This is a genomic window from Providencia alcalifaciens DSM 30120 (assembly GCF_000173415.1).
GTDB lineage: Bacteria > Pseudomonadota > Gammaproteobacteria > Enterobacterales > Enterobacteriaceae > Providencia > Providencia alcalifaciens.
The window spans coordinates 299,065-315,435 of record NZ_ABXW01000004.1 but is presented as its reverse complement, the minus strand read 5'-3'; the positions used below and the strand labels follow the sequence as shown (position 1 = coordinate 315,435).

At 43.2% G+C, this 16,371-nt stretch carries 20 protein-coding genes; 14 read left to right on the top strand and 6 right to left on the bottom strand.

The window, feature by feature from the left end:
• Nucleotides 1-7: 7 nt before the first annotated feature.
• Nucleotides 8-880 carry an MBL fold metallo-hydrolase gene (locus tag PROVALCAL_RS01910; protein ID WP_006657383.1) on the top strand — a complete coding sequence of 291 codons (873 nt, stop codon included), beginning with the start codon at nt 8-10 and terminating at the stop codon, nt 878-880.
• 132 nt (nt 881-1,012) lie between these two features.
• Complete coding sequence (locus PROVALCAL_RS01905; RefSeq protein WP_006657382.1) at nt 1,013-1,657, top strand: DsbA family protein; 645 nt, start codon at nt 1,013-1,015, stop codon at nt 1,655-1,657.
• Here the strand turns inward: PROVALCAL_RS01905 and PROVALCAL_RS01900 are convergent.
• A complete protein-coding gene (locus PROVALCAL_RS01900; RefSeq protein WP_006657381.1) occupies nt 1,650-2,309 on the bottom strand; it encodes a prepilin peptidase in 660 nt (219 codons plus the stop codon). The genes PROVALCAL_RS01905 and PROVALCAL_RS01900 overlap by 8 nt on opposite strands.
• Nucleotides 2,310-2,563: 254 nt before the next feature.
• On the opposite strand from PROVALCAL_RS01900, the gene rsmE reads away from it, so the two are divergent.
• From rsmE to hemW, 9 genes are all read left to right on the top strand, one after another.
• Nucleotides 2,564-3,295: a 16S rRNA (uracil(1498)-N(3))-methyltransferase gene (gene rsmE, locus PROVALCAL_RS01895; protein ID WP_006657380.1), complete on the top strand. Its 732-nt coding sequence runs from the start codon at nt 2,564-2,566 to the stop codon at nt 3,293-3,295.
• A 9-nt stretch (nt 3,296-3,304) separates the two neighbouring features.
• On the top strand, nt 3,305-4,252 hold the full coding sequence (gshB, locus tag PROVALCAL_RS01890; protein ID WP_006657379.1) for a glutathione synthase: 948 nt from the start codon (nt 3,305-3,307) through the stop codon (nt 4,250-4,252).
• A 126-nt stretch (nt 4,253-4,378) separates the two neighbouring features.
• A complete protein-coding gene (locus PROVALCAL_RS01885) occupies nt 4,379-4,942 on the top strand; it encodes a YqgE/AlgH family protein (RefSeq protein ID WP_006657378.1) in 564 nt (187 codons plus the stop codon).
• Complete coding sequence (gene ruvX / locus PROVALCAL_RS01880) at nt 4,942-5,361, top strand: Holliday junction resolvase RuvX (protein WP_006657377.1); 420 nt, start codon at nt 4,942-4,944, stop codon at nt 5,359-5,361. Before PROVALCAL_RS01885 ends, ruvX begins: the two co-directional genes overlap by 1 nt.
• A 128-nt stretch (nt 5,362-5,489) precedes the next feature.
• On the top strand, nt 5,490-6,182 hold the full coding sequence (locus tag PROVALCAL_RS01875) for a YggS family pyridoxal phosphate-dependent enzyme (RefSeq protein WP_006657376.1): 693 nt from the start codon (nt 5,490-5,492) through the stop codon (nt 6,180-6,182).
• 16 nt (nt 6,183-6,198) lie between these two features.
• Complete coding sequence (proC, locus tag PROVALCAL_RS01870; protein ID WP_006657375.1) at nt 6,199-7,140, top strand: pyrroline-5-carboxylate reductase; 942 nt, start codon at nt 6,199-6,201, stop codon at nt 7,138-7,140.
• Complete coding sequence (locus tag PROVALCAL_RS01865) at nt 7,040-7,624, top strand: YggT family protein (protein WP_006662644.1); 585 nt, start codon at nt 7,040-7,042, stop codon at nt 7,622-7,624. Before proC ends, PROVALCAL_RS01865 begins: the two co-directional genes overlap by 101 nt.
• A 15-nt stretch (nt 7,625-7,639) precedes the next feature.
• Nucleotides 7,640-8,233 carry an RdgB/HAM1 family non-canonical purine NTP pyrophosphatase gene (gene rdgB, locus PROVALCAL_RS01860; protein WP_006657373.1) on the top strand — a complete coding sequence of 198 codons (594 nt, stop codon included), beginning with the start codon at nt 7,640-7,642 and terminating at the stop codon, nt 8,231-8,233.
• Entirely contained in the window at nt 8,226-9,365 is a 1,140-nt protein-coding gene (hemW, locus tag PROVALCAL_RS01855) for a radical SAM family heme chaperone HemW (RefSeq protein ID WP_006657372.1), read from the top strand. The genes rdgB and hemW overlap by 8 nt, the downstream gene beginning before the upstream one ends.
• A gap of 84 nt (nt 9,366-9,449) precedes the next feature.
• Here hemW and PROVALCAL_RS01850 read toward each other — a convergent pair whose 3' ends face one another.
• From PROVALCAL_RS01850 to trmB, 5 genes are all read right to left on the bottom strand, one after another.
• Nucleotides 9,450-10,400, bottom strand: coding sequence for a siderophore ABC transporter substrate-binding protein (locus PROVALCAL_RS01850; RefSeq protein WP_006657371.1), 951 nt, complete (start codon nt 10,398-10,400; stop codon nt 9,450-9,452).
• A 193-nt stretch (nt 10,401-10,593) separates the two neighbouring features.
• A complete protein-coding gene (locus PROVALCAL_RS01845) occupies nt 10,594-11,325 on the bottom strand; it encodes a YggN family protein (RefSeq protein WP_006657370.1) in 732 nt (243 codons plus the stop codon).
• Between the two features lie 42 nt (nt 11,326-11,367).
• Nucleotides 11,368-12,336 carry a glutaminase B gene (glsB, locus tag PROVALCAL_RS01840; protein WP_006657369.1) on the bottom strand — a complete coding sequence of 323 codons (969 nt, stop codon included), beginning with the start codon at nt 12,334-12,336 and terminating at the stop codon, nt 11,368-11,370.
• A 36-nt stretch (nt 12,337-12,372) separates the two neighbouring features.
• The gene (locus PROVALCAL_RS01835; RefSeq protein ID WP_006657368.1) at nt 12,373-12,702 is read right to left on the bottom strand and encodes a YggL family protein; all 330 of its coding nucleotides are present in this window, start codon (nt 12,700-12,702) and stop codon (nt 12,373-12,375) included.
• A gap of 2 nt (nt 12,703-12,704) precedes the next feature.
• Nucleotides 12,705-13,421: a tRNA (guanosine(46)-N7)-methyltransferase TrmB gene (gene trmB, locus PROVALCAL_RS01830; RefSeq protein ID WP_006657367.1), complete on the bottom strand. Its 717-nt coding sequence runs from the start codon at nt 13,419-13,421 to the stop codon at nt 12,705-12,707.
• A 237-nt stretch (nt 13,422-13,658) separates the two neighbouring features.
• Between trmB and mutY the strand changes: the two genes are divergently transcribed.
• The 3 genes from mutY (at nt 13,659) to mltC (ending at nt 16,188) form a co-directional block, all read left to right on the top strand.
• Nucleotides 13,659-14,711, top strand: coding sequence for an A/G-specific adenine glycosylase (mutY, locus tag PROVALCAL_RS01825; RefSeq protein WP_006657366.1), 1,053 nt, complete (start codon nt 13,659-13,661; stop codon nt 14,709-14,711).
• Nucleotides 14,712-14,722: 11 nt separating this feature from the next.
• Nucleotides 14,723-14,992 (top strand): oxidative damage protection protein, encoded by a 270-nt coding sequence (locus PROVALCAL_RS01820; protein ID WP_006657365.1) that lies wholly within the window; start codon nt 14,723-14,725, stop codon nt 14,990-14,992.
• Nucleotides 14,993-15,114: 122 nt separating this feature from the next.
• Nucleotides 15,115-16,188, top strand: a complete 1,074-nt coding sequence (mltC, locus tag PROVALCAL_RS01815) for a membrane-bound lytic murein transglycosylase MltC (protein WP_006657364.1) — start codon at nt 15,115-15,117, stop codon at nt 16,186-16,188.
• Nucleotides 16,189-16,371: the final 183 nt, after the last annotated feature.

The window sequence follows — 16,371 nt, the reverse complement described above, 5'->3', positions numbered from 1 at the left end:
TAGACAAATGAAATTATCGACTGTATTAACTGCAACCGCGTTTGCCACTGCCACTCACTTTGCTCAAGCGGCGAACTTAACCTTAGATGTTTATAACCCAGGCAATAACAGTGTGTTTCCCGTTTCCTCTGAAATTATCAGTGGCGATAAAGAAGTGGTATTGATTGACGCTCAGTTTCAAAATAATGACGCCCAGCAGTTAGTGGATAAAATCAAAAAACTGGATAAAAAACTGACAACTATTTATATCAGCCATTCTGATCCTGATTACTATTTCGGGTTAGAAACACTGACAAAAGCATTCCCTGAAGCGAAAGTTGTTGCCACACAACAAACGGTTGATGCAATTAATGCGACTAAAGATGGCAAACTGGCTTATTGGGGCGGTGTATTAAAAAATGAAGCGCCAAGTAAAGTTGTCGTACCTGAAGTTATCAAAACTAATCACTTCACTGTAGATGGCGAAACGTTAGAAATTAAAGGGTTAGATGGCGCATCACCGGATAGAAGCTATGTGTGGGTTCCTTCGCTTAAAGCGGTTGTGGGTGGTGTTGTTGTTTCTGACAATATCCACGTTTGGATTGCAGATACTCAGACTCCGCAATCACGTCAACATTGGCAACAAACTTTAGAGAGCATCAAAGCACTCAAACCAAGTGTCGTTGTTCCGGGGCATTTTACGGGTAAATCTAAAATGGATCTGGCGAGTGTGACTTTTACCCAAAAATATTTAACTGACTTTGAGAAAGCGAACAGCCAGAGTAAAGATTCCGCAGAACTTATTCAGAAAATGGAAGCTCGCTACCCAAGTTTGGATGACAAATCGAGCTTAGAGTTAAGCGCAAAAGTTGTGAAAGGCGAAATGCAGTGGCCACAATAAGCGACTGATATATCGAAACGCAAATAAACCGTGACGGAGATAGCGTGTATTGAACTGCTATTTTCCGTCCGTTCGATATTTTGCACCGACTCGAATAGAATGATGAAACAATAACCAAAGAGAATAAATACCATGAATGCAATTACCCTACATTATATCTATGACCCTTACTGTGGTTGGTGCTATGCCGCAGCCCCGTTAATGACGATTGCCGCCAATCATCCACACATTCAATTAGAATTACACGGTGGCGGAATGCTAGCTGGCGATGCTCGACTCTATCTTGATGACCAATTTCGCCAATACATCCTGCAATCAGATAAACGCATTGCTGCCATGACAGGGCAAGTTTTTGGTGATGACTACATTGCCATGTTGCATCAGCCAAATGTAGTGATGGACTCAACGCCACCACAAACAGCTATTTTAGCGGCAACAAAGCAAGGAAAAGGCGTTGAAATGCTTAAAGCTTTGCAAAAAGCACATTACATTTCTGGTCGCCAGATTAAACAGCCCGAAGTCTTAGCGGAAGTGGCGCAAGAAATTGGTTTGAATGTTGAGCAGTTCCAAAAAGATTATGCACAATGTGCACAAACAGAAACGAATGCACATATCCAGCAAAGTAAACAACTACTTAGCCAATCAGGTGCATCGGGTTTTCCGACCTTGCTTATTCAACAACAAGGTAAATGGTTACGAGTGCCACTGCAAAACTACCTCGGTGAACCCGAAAAATGGCAACAGCTTTTAGATTCACTCGTCGCCGCTGCTAATTAGGATGCACGCTAAGCAACAACCAAAAGCTGGCGCTACACATAATGGCGGGACCAAACGGAATACTCTGCACGACTTTCTGTTTGCCTCGCCATATCAACCAAAGAAAATGTAATAAACCTAAACTTGCGGCAAGCCCTAGAAAATAAGGCAGATAAAATATTCCCAACCACGCTGAACACGCCGCAATCAGCTTAAAATCCCCTCGTCCCATTTGTGGACGTCGCCTGAGTTTTTCCACCAATGTTGTGATCACCTCTAACCCAATATAACTGAATATCAGTGCGTACATCGCCGAAAGTATGTTTCCAGTTGGCATAATCCATTGAAATAAAACACCTAATAACAGTAAAGGATACGTAAGAATATTGGGCAAATAGCCTGTTTTAATGTCAATTACCCACAATGGAAGCCCAAAATTAAAAAATAGAAATAAAAAAACAAGGGTGAAAAACGGATACCCTTGCAGTACCACTATTCCCCCAAGCACAAAATACCCAGCCCATATCCGATTGAAACTGATAACAATACTCGGTAAATCAAAATAACGGGCGGGAATGTATCGCAGTAACTGAGTTGTCAGCCACGCAGACAAAAGCGACAATACAATGACTGGCAATATAAGTACCAGCATTCCATTTGCTGTATCAATCATGGTTTCTCCTTTTCCATGAACCCAGACGTTTATCAATACTGCGACTTACTATACGATGTGTGATGAATAAACCAACACCATAATTTCGTGGTTTAAGGTCGGTTTTATCGACAAATTTAGAGTCCTAAAGACAAGGCACAGACGAACTAAAAAATCCCTCTTTTTAGTTATAAACTCAATCCGTCCTCTTGTTTTTCAGGATTCTGTCCCCATATCCTGCATCAGTTCTCTTGATTATTGACTAAGGAAAAATCATGCGCGTTCCACGCATTTATCACCCAGAGCCTCTCCAAATTAACACCACGATTTCGCTTTGTGATGATGCAGCCAACCATGTAGGTCGAGTTCTTCGCATGACAGCCGGACAGCAGCTAGAATTATTTGATGGAAGCAATCACATATTCAACGCTGAAATTACTGAAGCGACGAAAAAAAATGTGTTTGTCCGCGTTCTAAATAGCACCCTTGATGATCGTGAATCCCCATTAGATATTCACCTAGGACAAGTTATGTCCCGCGGGGAAAAAATGGAGTTCACCATTCAAAAGTCCGTTGAGCTTGGCGTCAATACCATCACTCCTCTGCTTTCTGAGCGCTGTGGTGTACGTCTTGATGGCGAACGATTAGAGAAAAAATTACAACAGTGGCAAAAAATTGCCATTGCAGCCTGCGAGCAAAGTGGTCGTAACCGCATCCCTGTCATTCGCCCCGTTCAATCTCTTGAAGCGTGGTGTGCTGAAAATGATGGTGCGTTTAAAATTAACTTACACCCACGGGCAAGTGAGAGCATCAATACGCTCCCCGCTGATTTAAAACACGTTAGATTACTGATAGGTCCCGAAGGTGGACTATCCGCAGACGAAATTGCCATGACAGCGAATTATCAATTCACTGATATCCTGTTAGGGCCACGAGTATTACGAACTGAAACGACCGCGCTAACCGCAATAACAGCATTACAAGTGCGTTTAGGTGACTTGGGTTAAGGAGATAAAATGATCAAGCTCGGCATAGTAATGGATCCAATTTCATCCATTAAAATCAAGAAAGACACCAGTTTTGCAATGATGCTAGAAGCTGCGCGTCGCGGTTATGAAATTCACTATATGGAAATGAACGATCTTTACCTACACCAAGGCGAAGCGCGTGCAACGACCAAAATCGTGACCGTCGAAGAGAACCCAACTAAATGGTATGAATTCCACTCAGAGCAAGACATAGCCTTGAGTGACCTTGACGCCATTTTGATGCGTAAAGATCCGCCATTTGATACCGAATATATCTACGCGACTTACATTCTTGAGCGTGCAGAACAAGCCGGCAGCCTGATCGTGAACAAGCCACAAAGCTTACGTGACTGTAACGAAAAACTGTTTACCGCTTGGTTCCCAGAGTTAACGCCAGATACGTTAGTGACTCGTAGCTCTGAAAAGCTGCGTGAGTTCCACCAAAAACATGGTGATGTTATCTTTAAACCACTGGATGGTATGGGCGGCGCCTCTATTTTCCGTTTGAAGAAAGATGATCCAAACGTTGGCGTTATCATCGAAACCTTAACGGAGCACAATTCTCGTTACTGCATGGCACAAAACTTTTTACCTGCCATTAAAGAAGGTGACAAACGTGTACTCGTCGTTGATGGCGAGCCAGTACCATACTGCCTTGCTCGTATTCCAGCACAAGGGGAAACCCGAGGAAATCTCGCCGCAGGTGGTCGTGGTGAAGCGCGTCCATTAACCGAAAGTGATTGGGCTATTGCGCGCGCTGTGGCACCAACCTTGAAAGAAAAAGGACTCATTTTTGTTGGCTTAGATATTATCGGTGACCGATTGACTGAAATTAACGTCACCAGCCCAACTTGTGCCCGCGAAATTGAAGCTGCATTTGATATCTCCATCACCGGTATGCTGATGGATGCGATTGAGCGCCGCCTGAAAAAATAGTATTTGTTAACTGGCTCGTTTCCAAAAGGCAGCCTTTCGAGGTTGCCTTTGCCGTTATTTTGTCATCACCGTAACGCGCTATCTTTATCATAACCAATAGGAACATAACCCCTGAGTTTGCCATTTATGAATTTACAGAATCATTTTTTAATTGCCATGCCTTCACTGACGGATCCTTATTTCGATCATTCCGTTGTGTATATCTGCGAACACAATGAAAATGGCGCAATGGGCTTAGTGATCAATAAACCCATTGAGGATTTTTCTGTCTCTGAAATGCTGAAAAAACTCGAAATTACCATTTCGGAGAATACCAACACGCGAAATCTGGAAAAACTGGTAATTGCAGGTGGTCCTGTTTCTGAAGAACATGGGTTTATTATCCATACCCCTGTTGCCGGTTATGCTGCCAGTTTACGCTTAAATGACCATGTTATGGTCACTACCTCGAAAGATATTTTAGAAACATTAGGTAACGATCAGCACCCAATGAACTCTCTGGTTACATTGGGCTACTCAAGCTGGGAACCCGGACAATTAGAGAACGAAATCATGGAAAACAGCTGGTTAACTGTCAAAGCTGATCCTAAACTGATTTTTGATACTCCATTAAGAGATCGTTGGAAAGCCGCTGGCGACCTTTTAGGGATCGACATCCATAACATATCACTGCAAGCGGGGCATGCCTAATGTCAGCCAGAACCTTACTCGCCTTTGATTTTGGGACTAAAAGTATTGGTGTTGCCGTGGGTCAAGAAATTACTGGCACCGCTCGCGCATTGACCTCATTAAAAGCCAGCGATGGCAGACCTGACTGGTCACAAATCGAAAAATTGCTCAAAGAGTGGCAGCCGCAATTGGTGATTGTCGGTCTTCCTTTGAATATGGATGGCACAGAGCAGCTCGTCACCAGTCAAGCACGTAATTTTGCCAACCGCATTCATGGGCGCTTTGGTGTACAAGTCCAATTACATGATGAAAGATTGTCTACCGTGGAAGCAAAAGCGGGTTTATTTGAGCAAGGTGGCTATCGTGCGCTCAGCAAAGGAAAAGTTGATTCTGCCTCTGCGGTCGTGATTTTAGAGAGTTGGTTCGAACAGAATTACTAAAAAGCACATCTTTACGTTTATTTTCCCCATTCAGTTGCTGCAAAGGTGCCGTTCGCCCTTAATATGCTTTACACTAGGGTTAATTCTCACTATTCACCGAAAGCAACTGAAAAACGGTATTGAATAACATGACCATTCAAAAAAACCTATCTGATGTCACAGAGCGTATTCGTCTTGCTGCCACTGAGTGTCACCGCTCCCCTCAAGATATTACCCTGTTAGCTGTGAGTAAAACCAAACCTTGTGAAGCCATTATGGAAGCCATCGAAGCCGGTCAACGCCAGTTTGGTGAAAACTATGTGCAAGAAGGCGTTGAGAAAATCCAGTATTTTTCAGAAAGAAATGATCTAGTCTGGCACTTTATCGGTCCACTCCAGTCCAATAAAAGTCGTTTAGTGGCAGAACATTTTGATTGGTTCCATACTTTAGATCGCGCCAAAATCGCTCAGCGTTTAAATGAGCAGCGCCCTCAAGATAAAGCACCGCTGAATGTGCTGATCCAAATTAATATTAGCGATGAAAACAGCAAATCGGGAATAACCCTCGAGGAAGTAAATGAGCTTGCGGCTCAAGTCGCCCAATTGCCAAATTTAGTGTTACGCGGGTTAATGACCATCCCCGCCCCAGAAACTGATTATGAGCGCCAATGTGCTGCATTTCGCCAAATGGAGTTCGCATTCGAGCAATTGAAAGCCAGCTACTCTACTGTAGATACATTATCGATGGGAATGACCGACGATATGCGTGCTGCAATTCACTGCGGTTCTACTCTCGTACGTATCGGCACTGCGATCTTCGGTGCCCGTCAATACCATAATTAATCTTTAGGAGAACAACATGCAACATCGCAAAATCGCCTTTATTGGCGCGGGGAATATGGCAAACGCCATTATTGCGGGTCTTGTGGCTCATGGCTATCCGGCATCGATGATCACCGTTTGTTCACCAACCCCTGTACGTCGCGATAAAATGGCGCAGGATTATGGCATCATCAGCACCCATGACAACCTAACGGCAGCTCAGCAAGCGGACGTCATTGTTCTGGCCGTCAAACCTCAAATGATGAAAGACGTTTGTGAACCGCTGCAACAGCTCACCAATTTAGAAAACAAGCTGGTATTAACCATTGCCGCAGGTATTCCCGCAGCGCGTTACAATGACTACTTTGCACATTCTCTACACTTAGTTCGTATTATGCCAAATACCCCATCTCTGGTTGGTAAAGGGGTGAGCGGTTTGTTTGCACAACCCAATGTGACGGAAGGTGACAAACAATTTACGCAGCAATTAATGGAAAGCGTTGGCTCCACCACTTGGTGCGCTAAAGAGAGTGACATTAATAATATCATTGCGTTAACAGGAAGCTCCCCCGCTTACTTTTTCCTGTTCATGGAATCTATGCAGCAAAAAGCCGAACAACTTGGCTATGATGAAAAACAAGCTCGAGAGTTAGTACTCAATGCCATTGAAGGTTCAGTGGCTTTAGCTAAATCACAGAGTGATACCCCATTTTCGACATTGCGTGAGCAAGTCACCTCTAAAGGCGGCACTACCGCAATGGCTTTAGAGCAATTTTATAATGGTCATCTACCGCAGACTGTCGCCAATGCCATGCAAAGCGCGATTGACCGAGCGGAAGAGATGGAAAAACTTTTTAATTATTTTTTTGGGACACGCCATGCAGACTATCGTTTTTGTTGTTACCACCCTGATCCAACTGTATATCTTTGTGCTTCTGCTTCGAGTATGGATGCAATGCGTTCGCGCAGACTTTTATAATCCATTCTCACAATTTGTGGTTAAAGCAACCCAACCTATTGTTGGACCACTACGCCGCATGATCCCATCTGTAGGGTCTTTAGATACTGCGACTCTGCTCGTCGCGTTTGTGCTGGCGATTGCCGATATTATCTTTGGTATGTGGGCAACCAATATGCTGCCTGCCATTGGGCTTACCCTTCTACCAATGGGATTAATTCTCTTACTGACTTACATCGGTAAATTGATTTTCTGGATGATTTTAATCCGCGCAATTTTAAGCTGGGTCAGCCAAGGTCGTAACCCTGTAGATTACTTATTGTTCCAATTAACTGAACCGTTAATGGCGCCAATTCGTCGCATTATTCCAGCGATGGGTGGGTTAGATTTTTCTGCGATGATTGTCATGTTTATTCTGATCGCACTGAACTACTTACGTGTTGATGTTTCCTTAATGATCGACCCTGCGCTAACCGCAATGTTGTTCTCTGTCGGCATCATGTAAGGGAAGATAAAAGCAATGCAAAAAGTTGTTTTAGCAACTGGTAATCCAGGTAAAGTAAACGAATTAGCGGACTTACTCCGTGATTTTGGTATGGACATCGTTGCCCAAACCAGCCTTGGCGTTGAGTCCGCCGAAGAGACAGGATTAACCTTCATTGAGAACGCGATTTTAAAAGCCCGTCATGCTTCAGCACATACAGGTCTACCCGCGATTGCCGATGACTCTGGTATTTCTGTTGATGCTTTAGGCGGTGCACCGGGGATCTACTCCGCTCGCTATGCAGGAGAAGATGCTACTGACCAGCAAAACCTCGATAAGCTTCTCGATGCCATGAAAGACGTCCCCGATGACCAACGCCAAGCTCAGTTTAACTGTGTGCTGGTTTATTTACGTCATGCCGAAGACCCAACGCCACTGGTGTTTCACGGACGCTGGCACGGGGTATTAACCCGAGAGGCAAAAGGGCAAGGTGGCTTTGGCTACGACCCGATTTTTTACGTACCTGAATTAGGTTGTACCTCTGCGGAGCTGACTAAAGCAGAAAAACAAGCGGTATCACATCGTGGTAAAGCGTTAGCAATGATGTTGGATGCACTGAAAAATGCTTAAGCTTCCCCCATTAAGCCTGTATATCCATATTCCTTGGTGTGTACAAAAGTGCCCATATTGTGATTTCAATTCGCATACTCTCAAAGGGGAAATTCCTCAAACTGAGTATGTTGAACATTTGCTTAACGATCTTGATAAGGACGCGGAGCTCATTGGCTCCCGCCCAGTCAAAACTATCTTTATTGGTGGCGGAACACCGAGTTTACTGAGTGCCGAATCCATGCAAATGTTGATGGATGGTGTTCGTCAACGCGTTAACTTGGATCCTAATGCAGAAGTCACGATGGAAGCCAACCCAGGCACCGTCGAAGCAGACCGTTTCTCTGGTTACCAAACTTCGGGGATCAACCGTATCTCCATTGGTGTACAAAGTTTCGGGGACGACAAGCTGATTATGCTGGGGCGTATTCATGGTCCCAATGAAGCCAAGCGGGCTGCACAGTTAGCCACCAACTTACATCTGCGCAGTTTTAATTTGGACTTAATGCACGGTTTGCCATCACAAACTCGCGATGAAGGGTTATCTGATTTACGCCAAGCCATTGAGCTCTCACCACCGCATCTTTCTTGGTATCAGCTCACCATTGAACCAAATACGCAATTTGGCTCTCGTCCTCCGCGTTTACCGGACGACGATACCCTATGGGATATCTACACTGAAGGACATAAGTTACTGACAGCCGCGGGTTATCAACAATATGAAACCTCCGCCTATGCCAAAGCGGGTTACCAGTGCGAACATAATCTTAACTATTGGCGATTCGGGGATTACCTCGGTATCGGCTGTGGTGCACACGGTAAAATTACCTCTACCGATGGTCAGATTTTACGTACAGTCAAAACGAAGCATCCTCGCGGCTATATGGAAGGTCGTTATCTCGATAATCGCTACAATGTAGAGAACGAAGACCGCCCATTCGAGTATTTTATGAACCGTTTTCGGTTACTAGAAGCGATGACTCGCCGAGAATTTACGGAATATACTGGGCTAGCCGAGTCAGTTGTACGTCCGGCGATTGATGAGGCGTTAGCCAAAGGCTATATCTCAGAAACCGCCGATGAATGGCAAATTACCGAACATGGAAAATTATTCTTAAACTCCCTACTGGAGCTATTTTTAGGGGAAGAGTGATTTCTCTTCTTCCATAAAAAAAGCCAGCTTACGCTGGCTTTTTCTTTTTACTAAGGGTAATAAACGAAAATAATAATTTATCGATTACAGTGCTTTGGTGACTGCATCGATTTGTTCGGTGAGGCTGACTAAACCACCACCAGAGAGATACCACAAGTCAGATTGCAAATAGGTAATTTTGCCATCTTTATACGCTTTCGTTTCTTGAATATTTTGGTCTTCAAATACCGTTTTATCTAACTTACCTGCACCAATCGCTTCGCTACGATCGACAATTAAAATCACATCAGGGTTCGCTTGTGCGATAGTTTTGGTATCCACCACACGGCGTTTAGATTTGTCTGCATCCGCTTGAACAGGTAATTCAGCGCGCTGTGCTTTCACCACATCATAAACAACTGCTTGGTTATTTGGCATTAACTTGCCATCATTGTGCAATAAAACCAGTACTTTTTTATTGGATGCAGCCGCTTTTTTCTGGGCTTCTGCAATGGTTTTATCCAACTGAGCCAGTTGCTCGTCTACCGCTTTCTGGTCACCGTATAAATCACCAATTAAACGGATATTCGCTTTTACTGATTCAATATAGTTTTTGCTATCAGAGCCTAAATTCAGCGTCGGTGCAATTTTTGATAACGCTTCGTAAGATTTACCTTGGCGACCAGTGATCACAATCAAATCCGGCTTCAATGCAGCGATTTCAGCTAAATTAGGCTCTTTCATGCCACCTGCATTTTTCACTGTCGCTGGGATGCCCGCTTTCACGTAAGCAGGCGCATTTCCCATCGGCAACGCGACAACCTTATCCCCTAATCCCAGTTTTTGCATTGAATCGTAAATACCGAAATCAAACAGAACCACTTTCTGTGGTTTTTTTACCACTTCTGTTTCACCAGAAAGATGTTTAACCGTAACTTTTTCAGTACCTTGTGCAGTGATTGCGTTTGGTGTGAATGCAGCTGATTCAGCACTCAGTGCGTAAGGTGCGGAGAATGATAAAAGAGAAACAAGTAGAGCTGGAATAAATTTTTTCATGTGAGTAACACCAATTTAGTCGTTAAGCCAAACCAGCATTCTAAGGAGAGTGACCAATAAGTCAATTAAATGATAATGATTCTTAGTATTGTTTTTATTTATGGTATGAACATCATAGTTTTCACGAATTTTTAATGCAAAAAAGCAGCAACACGTTTCCCTGTTGCTGCCTATCAACGCGGACAAAACTCAATTATTTAGATTTAATCCCGTCTAATAAACTCATTCGTTGTTGCTCTAGCGATGTCACTTTCGTACAAACCTGCTGACCAAACTGTTGGAAACTGTTTTCTTGGTTTTTCCATTCGCCTTCAATTTCTTGCTGTAATCCACCAAGACTGCCCAACATACCTTGCAGCATCTTATTGGTGTCACCACCCGCCAGCAACTGCTTACGACCCATTTCATTAATGCTGTCTTGCAGAATACCACCTAAGCTTTCATTGACTAATTCACGCCCTGTTGTTTCCACCTTTTTAATTCCTTCATGGTGGAAAACGTAGCCATTTGAACGGGTTTCAATGATTTGATTAATCTGACCATTGAGATCTTTTTCGAGTTTCGTTAAGCGATTACGAATATTACTGTCACTTCCAATCACTTTGACAACCACTTTATCGAGGGATTTTCTTGAAGCGGCTAACTTCTCTTCGGACTCTTTTTTGATCCACGGTAAATCCTGACGGATAGCCGATTGATAACGTAATGCTTGTTGCTGCTGCTCTGAGGTCAGTGCAACTTTTTGACCATTTAAGGTGACATCACCATTAGGCGTGATTTTTAAATCCCCGCTACGACCAATGACTTGAACATGTTCAGGCGTCATAAAAATATCGTCTTTGGGTGTCACGGCACAGTTATAATCCGCCGCTTGGCTCGTGGCGCAGGCCAGTAATGAAAATGCAATTAAAGTACGGCGTAACATAAAATCTCCTCGTCGATTACCTCTATCTCTGTTGAGAGGTAATTAAAAAACAGAACGTCCAATGCGTTTCGATAACAGTTCTAAGGCGGCGCATCCCACCAAAGAGTTTCCCGCCGAATCTAATTCCGGCGACCACACTGCCACCGTGAATTGGTTAGGAACCACACACACAATACCACCACCGACACCTGACTTACCGGGCATTCCAATACGAAATGCAAATTCACCGGAACCATCATACATTCCACAAGTCATCATTAAGGCATTGATCTGTCGAGACTGCAATGGCGTGATAATCGGGTCTATCGAGCAAGAGGATTCACCTTGATTCATTAAGTAGGTAAAACACCGAGCTAACTCGACACAATTCATACTTAGAGAACAATAATGAAAATAAGTTTCTAAAACAGTTAAAACATCATTATCAAAATTGCCAAAAGATTTCATTAAATACGCGATGGCCGCATTACGGCTCGCATGTTCCATTTCTGAGCGTGCGACATTCGTGTCATAACTAATATCTGGCTCACAAGCGAGTTTCCGGACAAACTCTAACATCCGTTGTTTTGGTGCGCTCAAACGAGATTGCAGCATGTCAGCAATCACAATCGCCCCAGCATTGATAAATGGATTCCGGGGAATTCCTTTTTCCATTTCGATTTGAATCAATGAATTAAATGGCAGCCCTGATGGCTCTTTACCAACGCGGCTCCAAATTTCTTGCTCTTCGTAACGCGTCATTGCCAAGGTCAAGCTAAGAACCTTAGAAATAGATTGAATTGAGAAACGTGTTTTGGCATCTCCAGCGGTAAACACATCTCCCTCAGCGGTATGTACCGCAATCCCCAAATGATGTGAAGGAATACCGCCCAAAGCAGGTATATAGTCTGCCACCGTTCCTTGACCTATCAGGGGGCGAACTTGTTCCAAAATATCATGCAGTAATTGGTCAGAAAACTGGGTGCTCAAGTGTTTTGCTCCAGAATGGATTACTCTAGAAAATAAAGGCATCCAATTGGATGCCTTTATTAATAATCAAACTAGTTATTATTCCCACCAAACATCAAACAGTTCAGAAACAACAACGTCGTTCATCCCTTTTGATTTTAGCCAATTTTCAACGATTTGACGGTGTTCTTCGGTACATTTACCAATTTTTTGTAGGCAAACAATCCCTTCCCAGTTCATGTAGCCGCTAGCTTCAAATGCCAGACCGTTTGGTTCGATAGCTTCAGCAATCAGTTGATCAACGGTGCTATCCACTTCTTCGATCGGCGTGCCTTCTTTAAAGTTCCATTTAACAATGAAGCCTAATTCTTGGAATTCATCCAAACGCATTTTTTTACGTAAACGGCGACTACGTTGTTGTTTAGCCATGATTAAATCCTCTTAAACATTAAATCCCATACACCATGCCCTAACCGCTGGCCGCGCTTTTCAAACTTTGTTTCTGGTCTTGATTCTGGACGAGGAACGTAGTCCCCTGTGGTTGATACGTTTTCATACCCAGCAACACTGGTCATTACCTCAAGCATATGTTCTGCATAAGGTTCCCAATCTGTCGCCATGTGGAAAACACCACCATCAATTAATTTACTGCGAATTTTTTCTGCGAAAGGCACCTGCACAATACGGCGTTTATTGTGTTTCGCTTTATGCCATGGATCAGGGAAGAATAACTGAACCATTTCCAAGCTACCGTTCGGGATCATGAAGTCTAAAACTTCGATAGCATCGTGGCACATCACACGTAAGTTGGTGACATTTTCTTCTTTTGCCGATGCCAAACAAGCTCCAACACCCGGTGCATGCACTTCAATTCCCAGAAAGTTTTTATCTGGGTTTTGTGCTGCCATCGTGACTAATGAGGCGCCCATTCCAAATCCAATTTCCAGAGTAACCGGATTTGAATTATTAAATAGTTTTGCGAAATCAAAGGGTTCGTTAACAAAATCGATACCCATTTCTGCCCATTCGCTTTCTAATGCCTCTTCCTGACGTTTTGTCAGACGCCCTTGACGGCGGACAAAACTACGGACACGGCGCATAACCCGCCCTTCTTCATTATATTCGGGGGAGATAACGTTATTGATCATAATAAAGTTCTAAAAAATTCGTTGTCCAATTAGATAATGTGCCAACAAGAGTATAAAAAAAACCAAACATACCTAATTAATTAATATCTAAGTATGGTGGGAAAGGGAGTTTAGCAAAACTTCTCGGATCTTGCAGTTGATAATTGGATAACTTTACACAAGAAGCGGTTTACAGCCACCACGGTCTATGTTGCAATCCTCATCATGACTGAAATAGCGATAAAAATATTATAAATAATGGAAGCTCAACAATTTTCAAGCGCCGTGCTCAAGTGGTATCACAAATACGGTCGTAAAACCTTGCCATGGCAGCAGGAAAAATCCTCCTACCATGTTTGGCTCTCTGAAGTCATGTTGCAACAGACCCAAGTCAGCACTGTCATTCCCTATTTTGAAAAATTTACTCAACGCTTTGCCGACGTCACTGCATTGGCAAATGCGCCCCTTGATGAAGTACTGCATTTATGGACGGGGCTCGGTTATTACGCCCGAGCACGCAATCTACATAAAGCAGCTCAAGTCATTGCGACTCAATATCAAGGTCAATTTCCGACGACATTTGAGGAAGTTAATGCGCTTCCTGGTGTTGGACGTTCCACCGCAGGTGCCATTCTCTCCCTTTCTCAAAAACAGCACTATCCCATTTTAGATGGGAATGTAAAACGTGTTTTAGCTCGCTGTTATGCCGTCGAAGGCTGGCCAGGGAAAAAAGAGGTGGAAAACCGCCTGTGGGACATTAGCACCAAGGTCACGCCTAACGTTGAAGTGGAATACTTTAACCAAGCCATGATGGATCTTGGCGCGATGGTATGCACCCGTAGCAAGCCAAAATGTGAATTATGCCCGCTCAATACAGGCTGTATTGCATACGCTAACCATGCTTGGCAGGAATATCCGGGTAAAAAACCGAAACAAAAAATTCCTGAAAAAAGTGCCTGGTTCTTGATCCTTCAACACCAAGATAATGTCTGGTTAGAGCAACGACCGCCATCCGGTATTTGGGGGGGATTATTCGCCTTTCCACAGTTTGAAAGCCATGAGCAACTGGCTCAATGGCTGGCTGATTCTGGTCTGCAACATGACATACCAGAACAATTAATTGCTTTTCGCCACACGTTTAGCCATTTCCATTTAGATATTATCCCTGTAAAAGTTAATATTCAGGCATTTAACTCTGCCATGGATGAAGGTAATGGACTCTGGTATAACTTACACCCAGGCGCAACCGTTGGGCTCGCTGCACCGGTTGAAAGTTTACTAAAACAACTTGCCTTATTATCTGATATTTGAGGAAAAATTAAATGAGTAGAACCATTTTTTGCACTTTCTTACAACGTGACGCTGATGGGCAAGATTTTCAGCTTTACCCTGGCGAATTAGGAAAGCGTATTTTTAATGAGATTTCGAAAGAAGCATGGAGTCAATGGATGACCAAACAAACGATGCTGATCAATGAAAAGAAACTCAACACCATGAATCCAGATGACCGTAAAATGTTGGAACAAGAAATGGTGAAGTTCTTATTTGAAGGTCACGATATTCAAATTGATGGCTATACCCCAGAAAAATAGTTTTTAGGTCTATACCTATCGTTCCTCAAGTTGCATGGCTTGGTTTGCTACCCCCTGCAACTTGAACGCTTTTGATTCAATGAACGAAATAGTAAATAGCTTGCATTAATATTGTGGATCGTATGAAAAAATTACTCACACTCACATTGTTGATTCCCCTGATTGTTTCTTGTTCTAGTAATCAGAAATCTGACTTTAATCCTGACTATGTCAAAGATACTAATGGCTTTGATATTTTGATGGGGCAATTTGCTCATAACATCGAAAATATTTGGGGGATTAAAGAAGTTCTCATTGCAGGTCCCAAAGACTATGTGAAATATACCGATGAGTATCGTACTCGTAGCCACATTAACTTTGATGCAGGAACCATCACGGTCGAGACAATTTCTGCTGTTGAACCGTCAGCACACCTGAAGAAAGCGATTGTCACTACATTATTGATGGGCGATGACCCGAACTCCATCGACCTCTATTCCGATATTAACGACATTCCCTACAGTAAAGAGCCATTCCTGTTTGGTCAGGTTATGGACAATATGGGCGAACCTATTCGTTGGGAGTGGCGCGCTAATAAATTTGCAGATTATCTGATCAGCAATAAAATGCAGCGCAGGCAGTCCGGCATGAATATCGTTTGGTCGGTTACCATGCAATTGGTGCCAAACCACCTCGATAAACGCGCCCATAAATATCTGCCTTATATTAAAAAATCCTCTGCAAAATACGGTGTAGATGAATCACTGATTCTGGCGATCATGCAAATTGAATCAAGCTTCAACCCTTATGCCGTTAGCCGCTCTGATGCGTTAGGCTTGATGCAAATTATGCCGAACACCGCAGGTAAAGACGTATTCCGTTCTCAAGGTAAATCCGGTGTACCAAGCCGCAGCTACCTGTTTGACCCTGAGCAAAACATTGATACAGGCACCGCTTACTTAGCTATCTTACAAAATAGCTATTTAGGAGAGATTAGTAACCCAACCTCACGTCGCTATGCGGTGATCACAGCCTATAACGGGGGTGCAGGTAGTGTGTTGCGTGTATTCCATAATGATAAAAAGCAAGCTGCTCAACGAATTAATAATTTAGAGCCTGGTGAGGTTTACGAGACACTTTCGACCAAACATCCTGCGGCAGAATCTCGTAATTACCTGATTAAAGTTAATAAGGCGCAGAAAAAGTATTTACGCTAATAAACCATTAAAATAGCAACATAAATGCCAGATAACCCTCAACGTTTCTGGCATTTTTTTTCACTTTTTGTGAGTTTTTACATTGATTTGATTAAAATTTAATTCAAACGCTGAAAAAAAACGCATTCAATCAAAAGTTTTTAGAAACCGCCTTGACTCACCCTCTTAAATCAGGTTTAATAC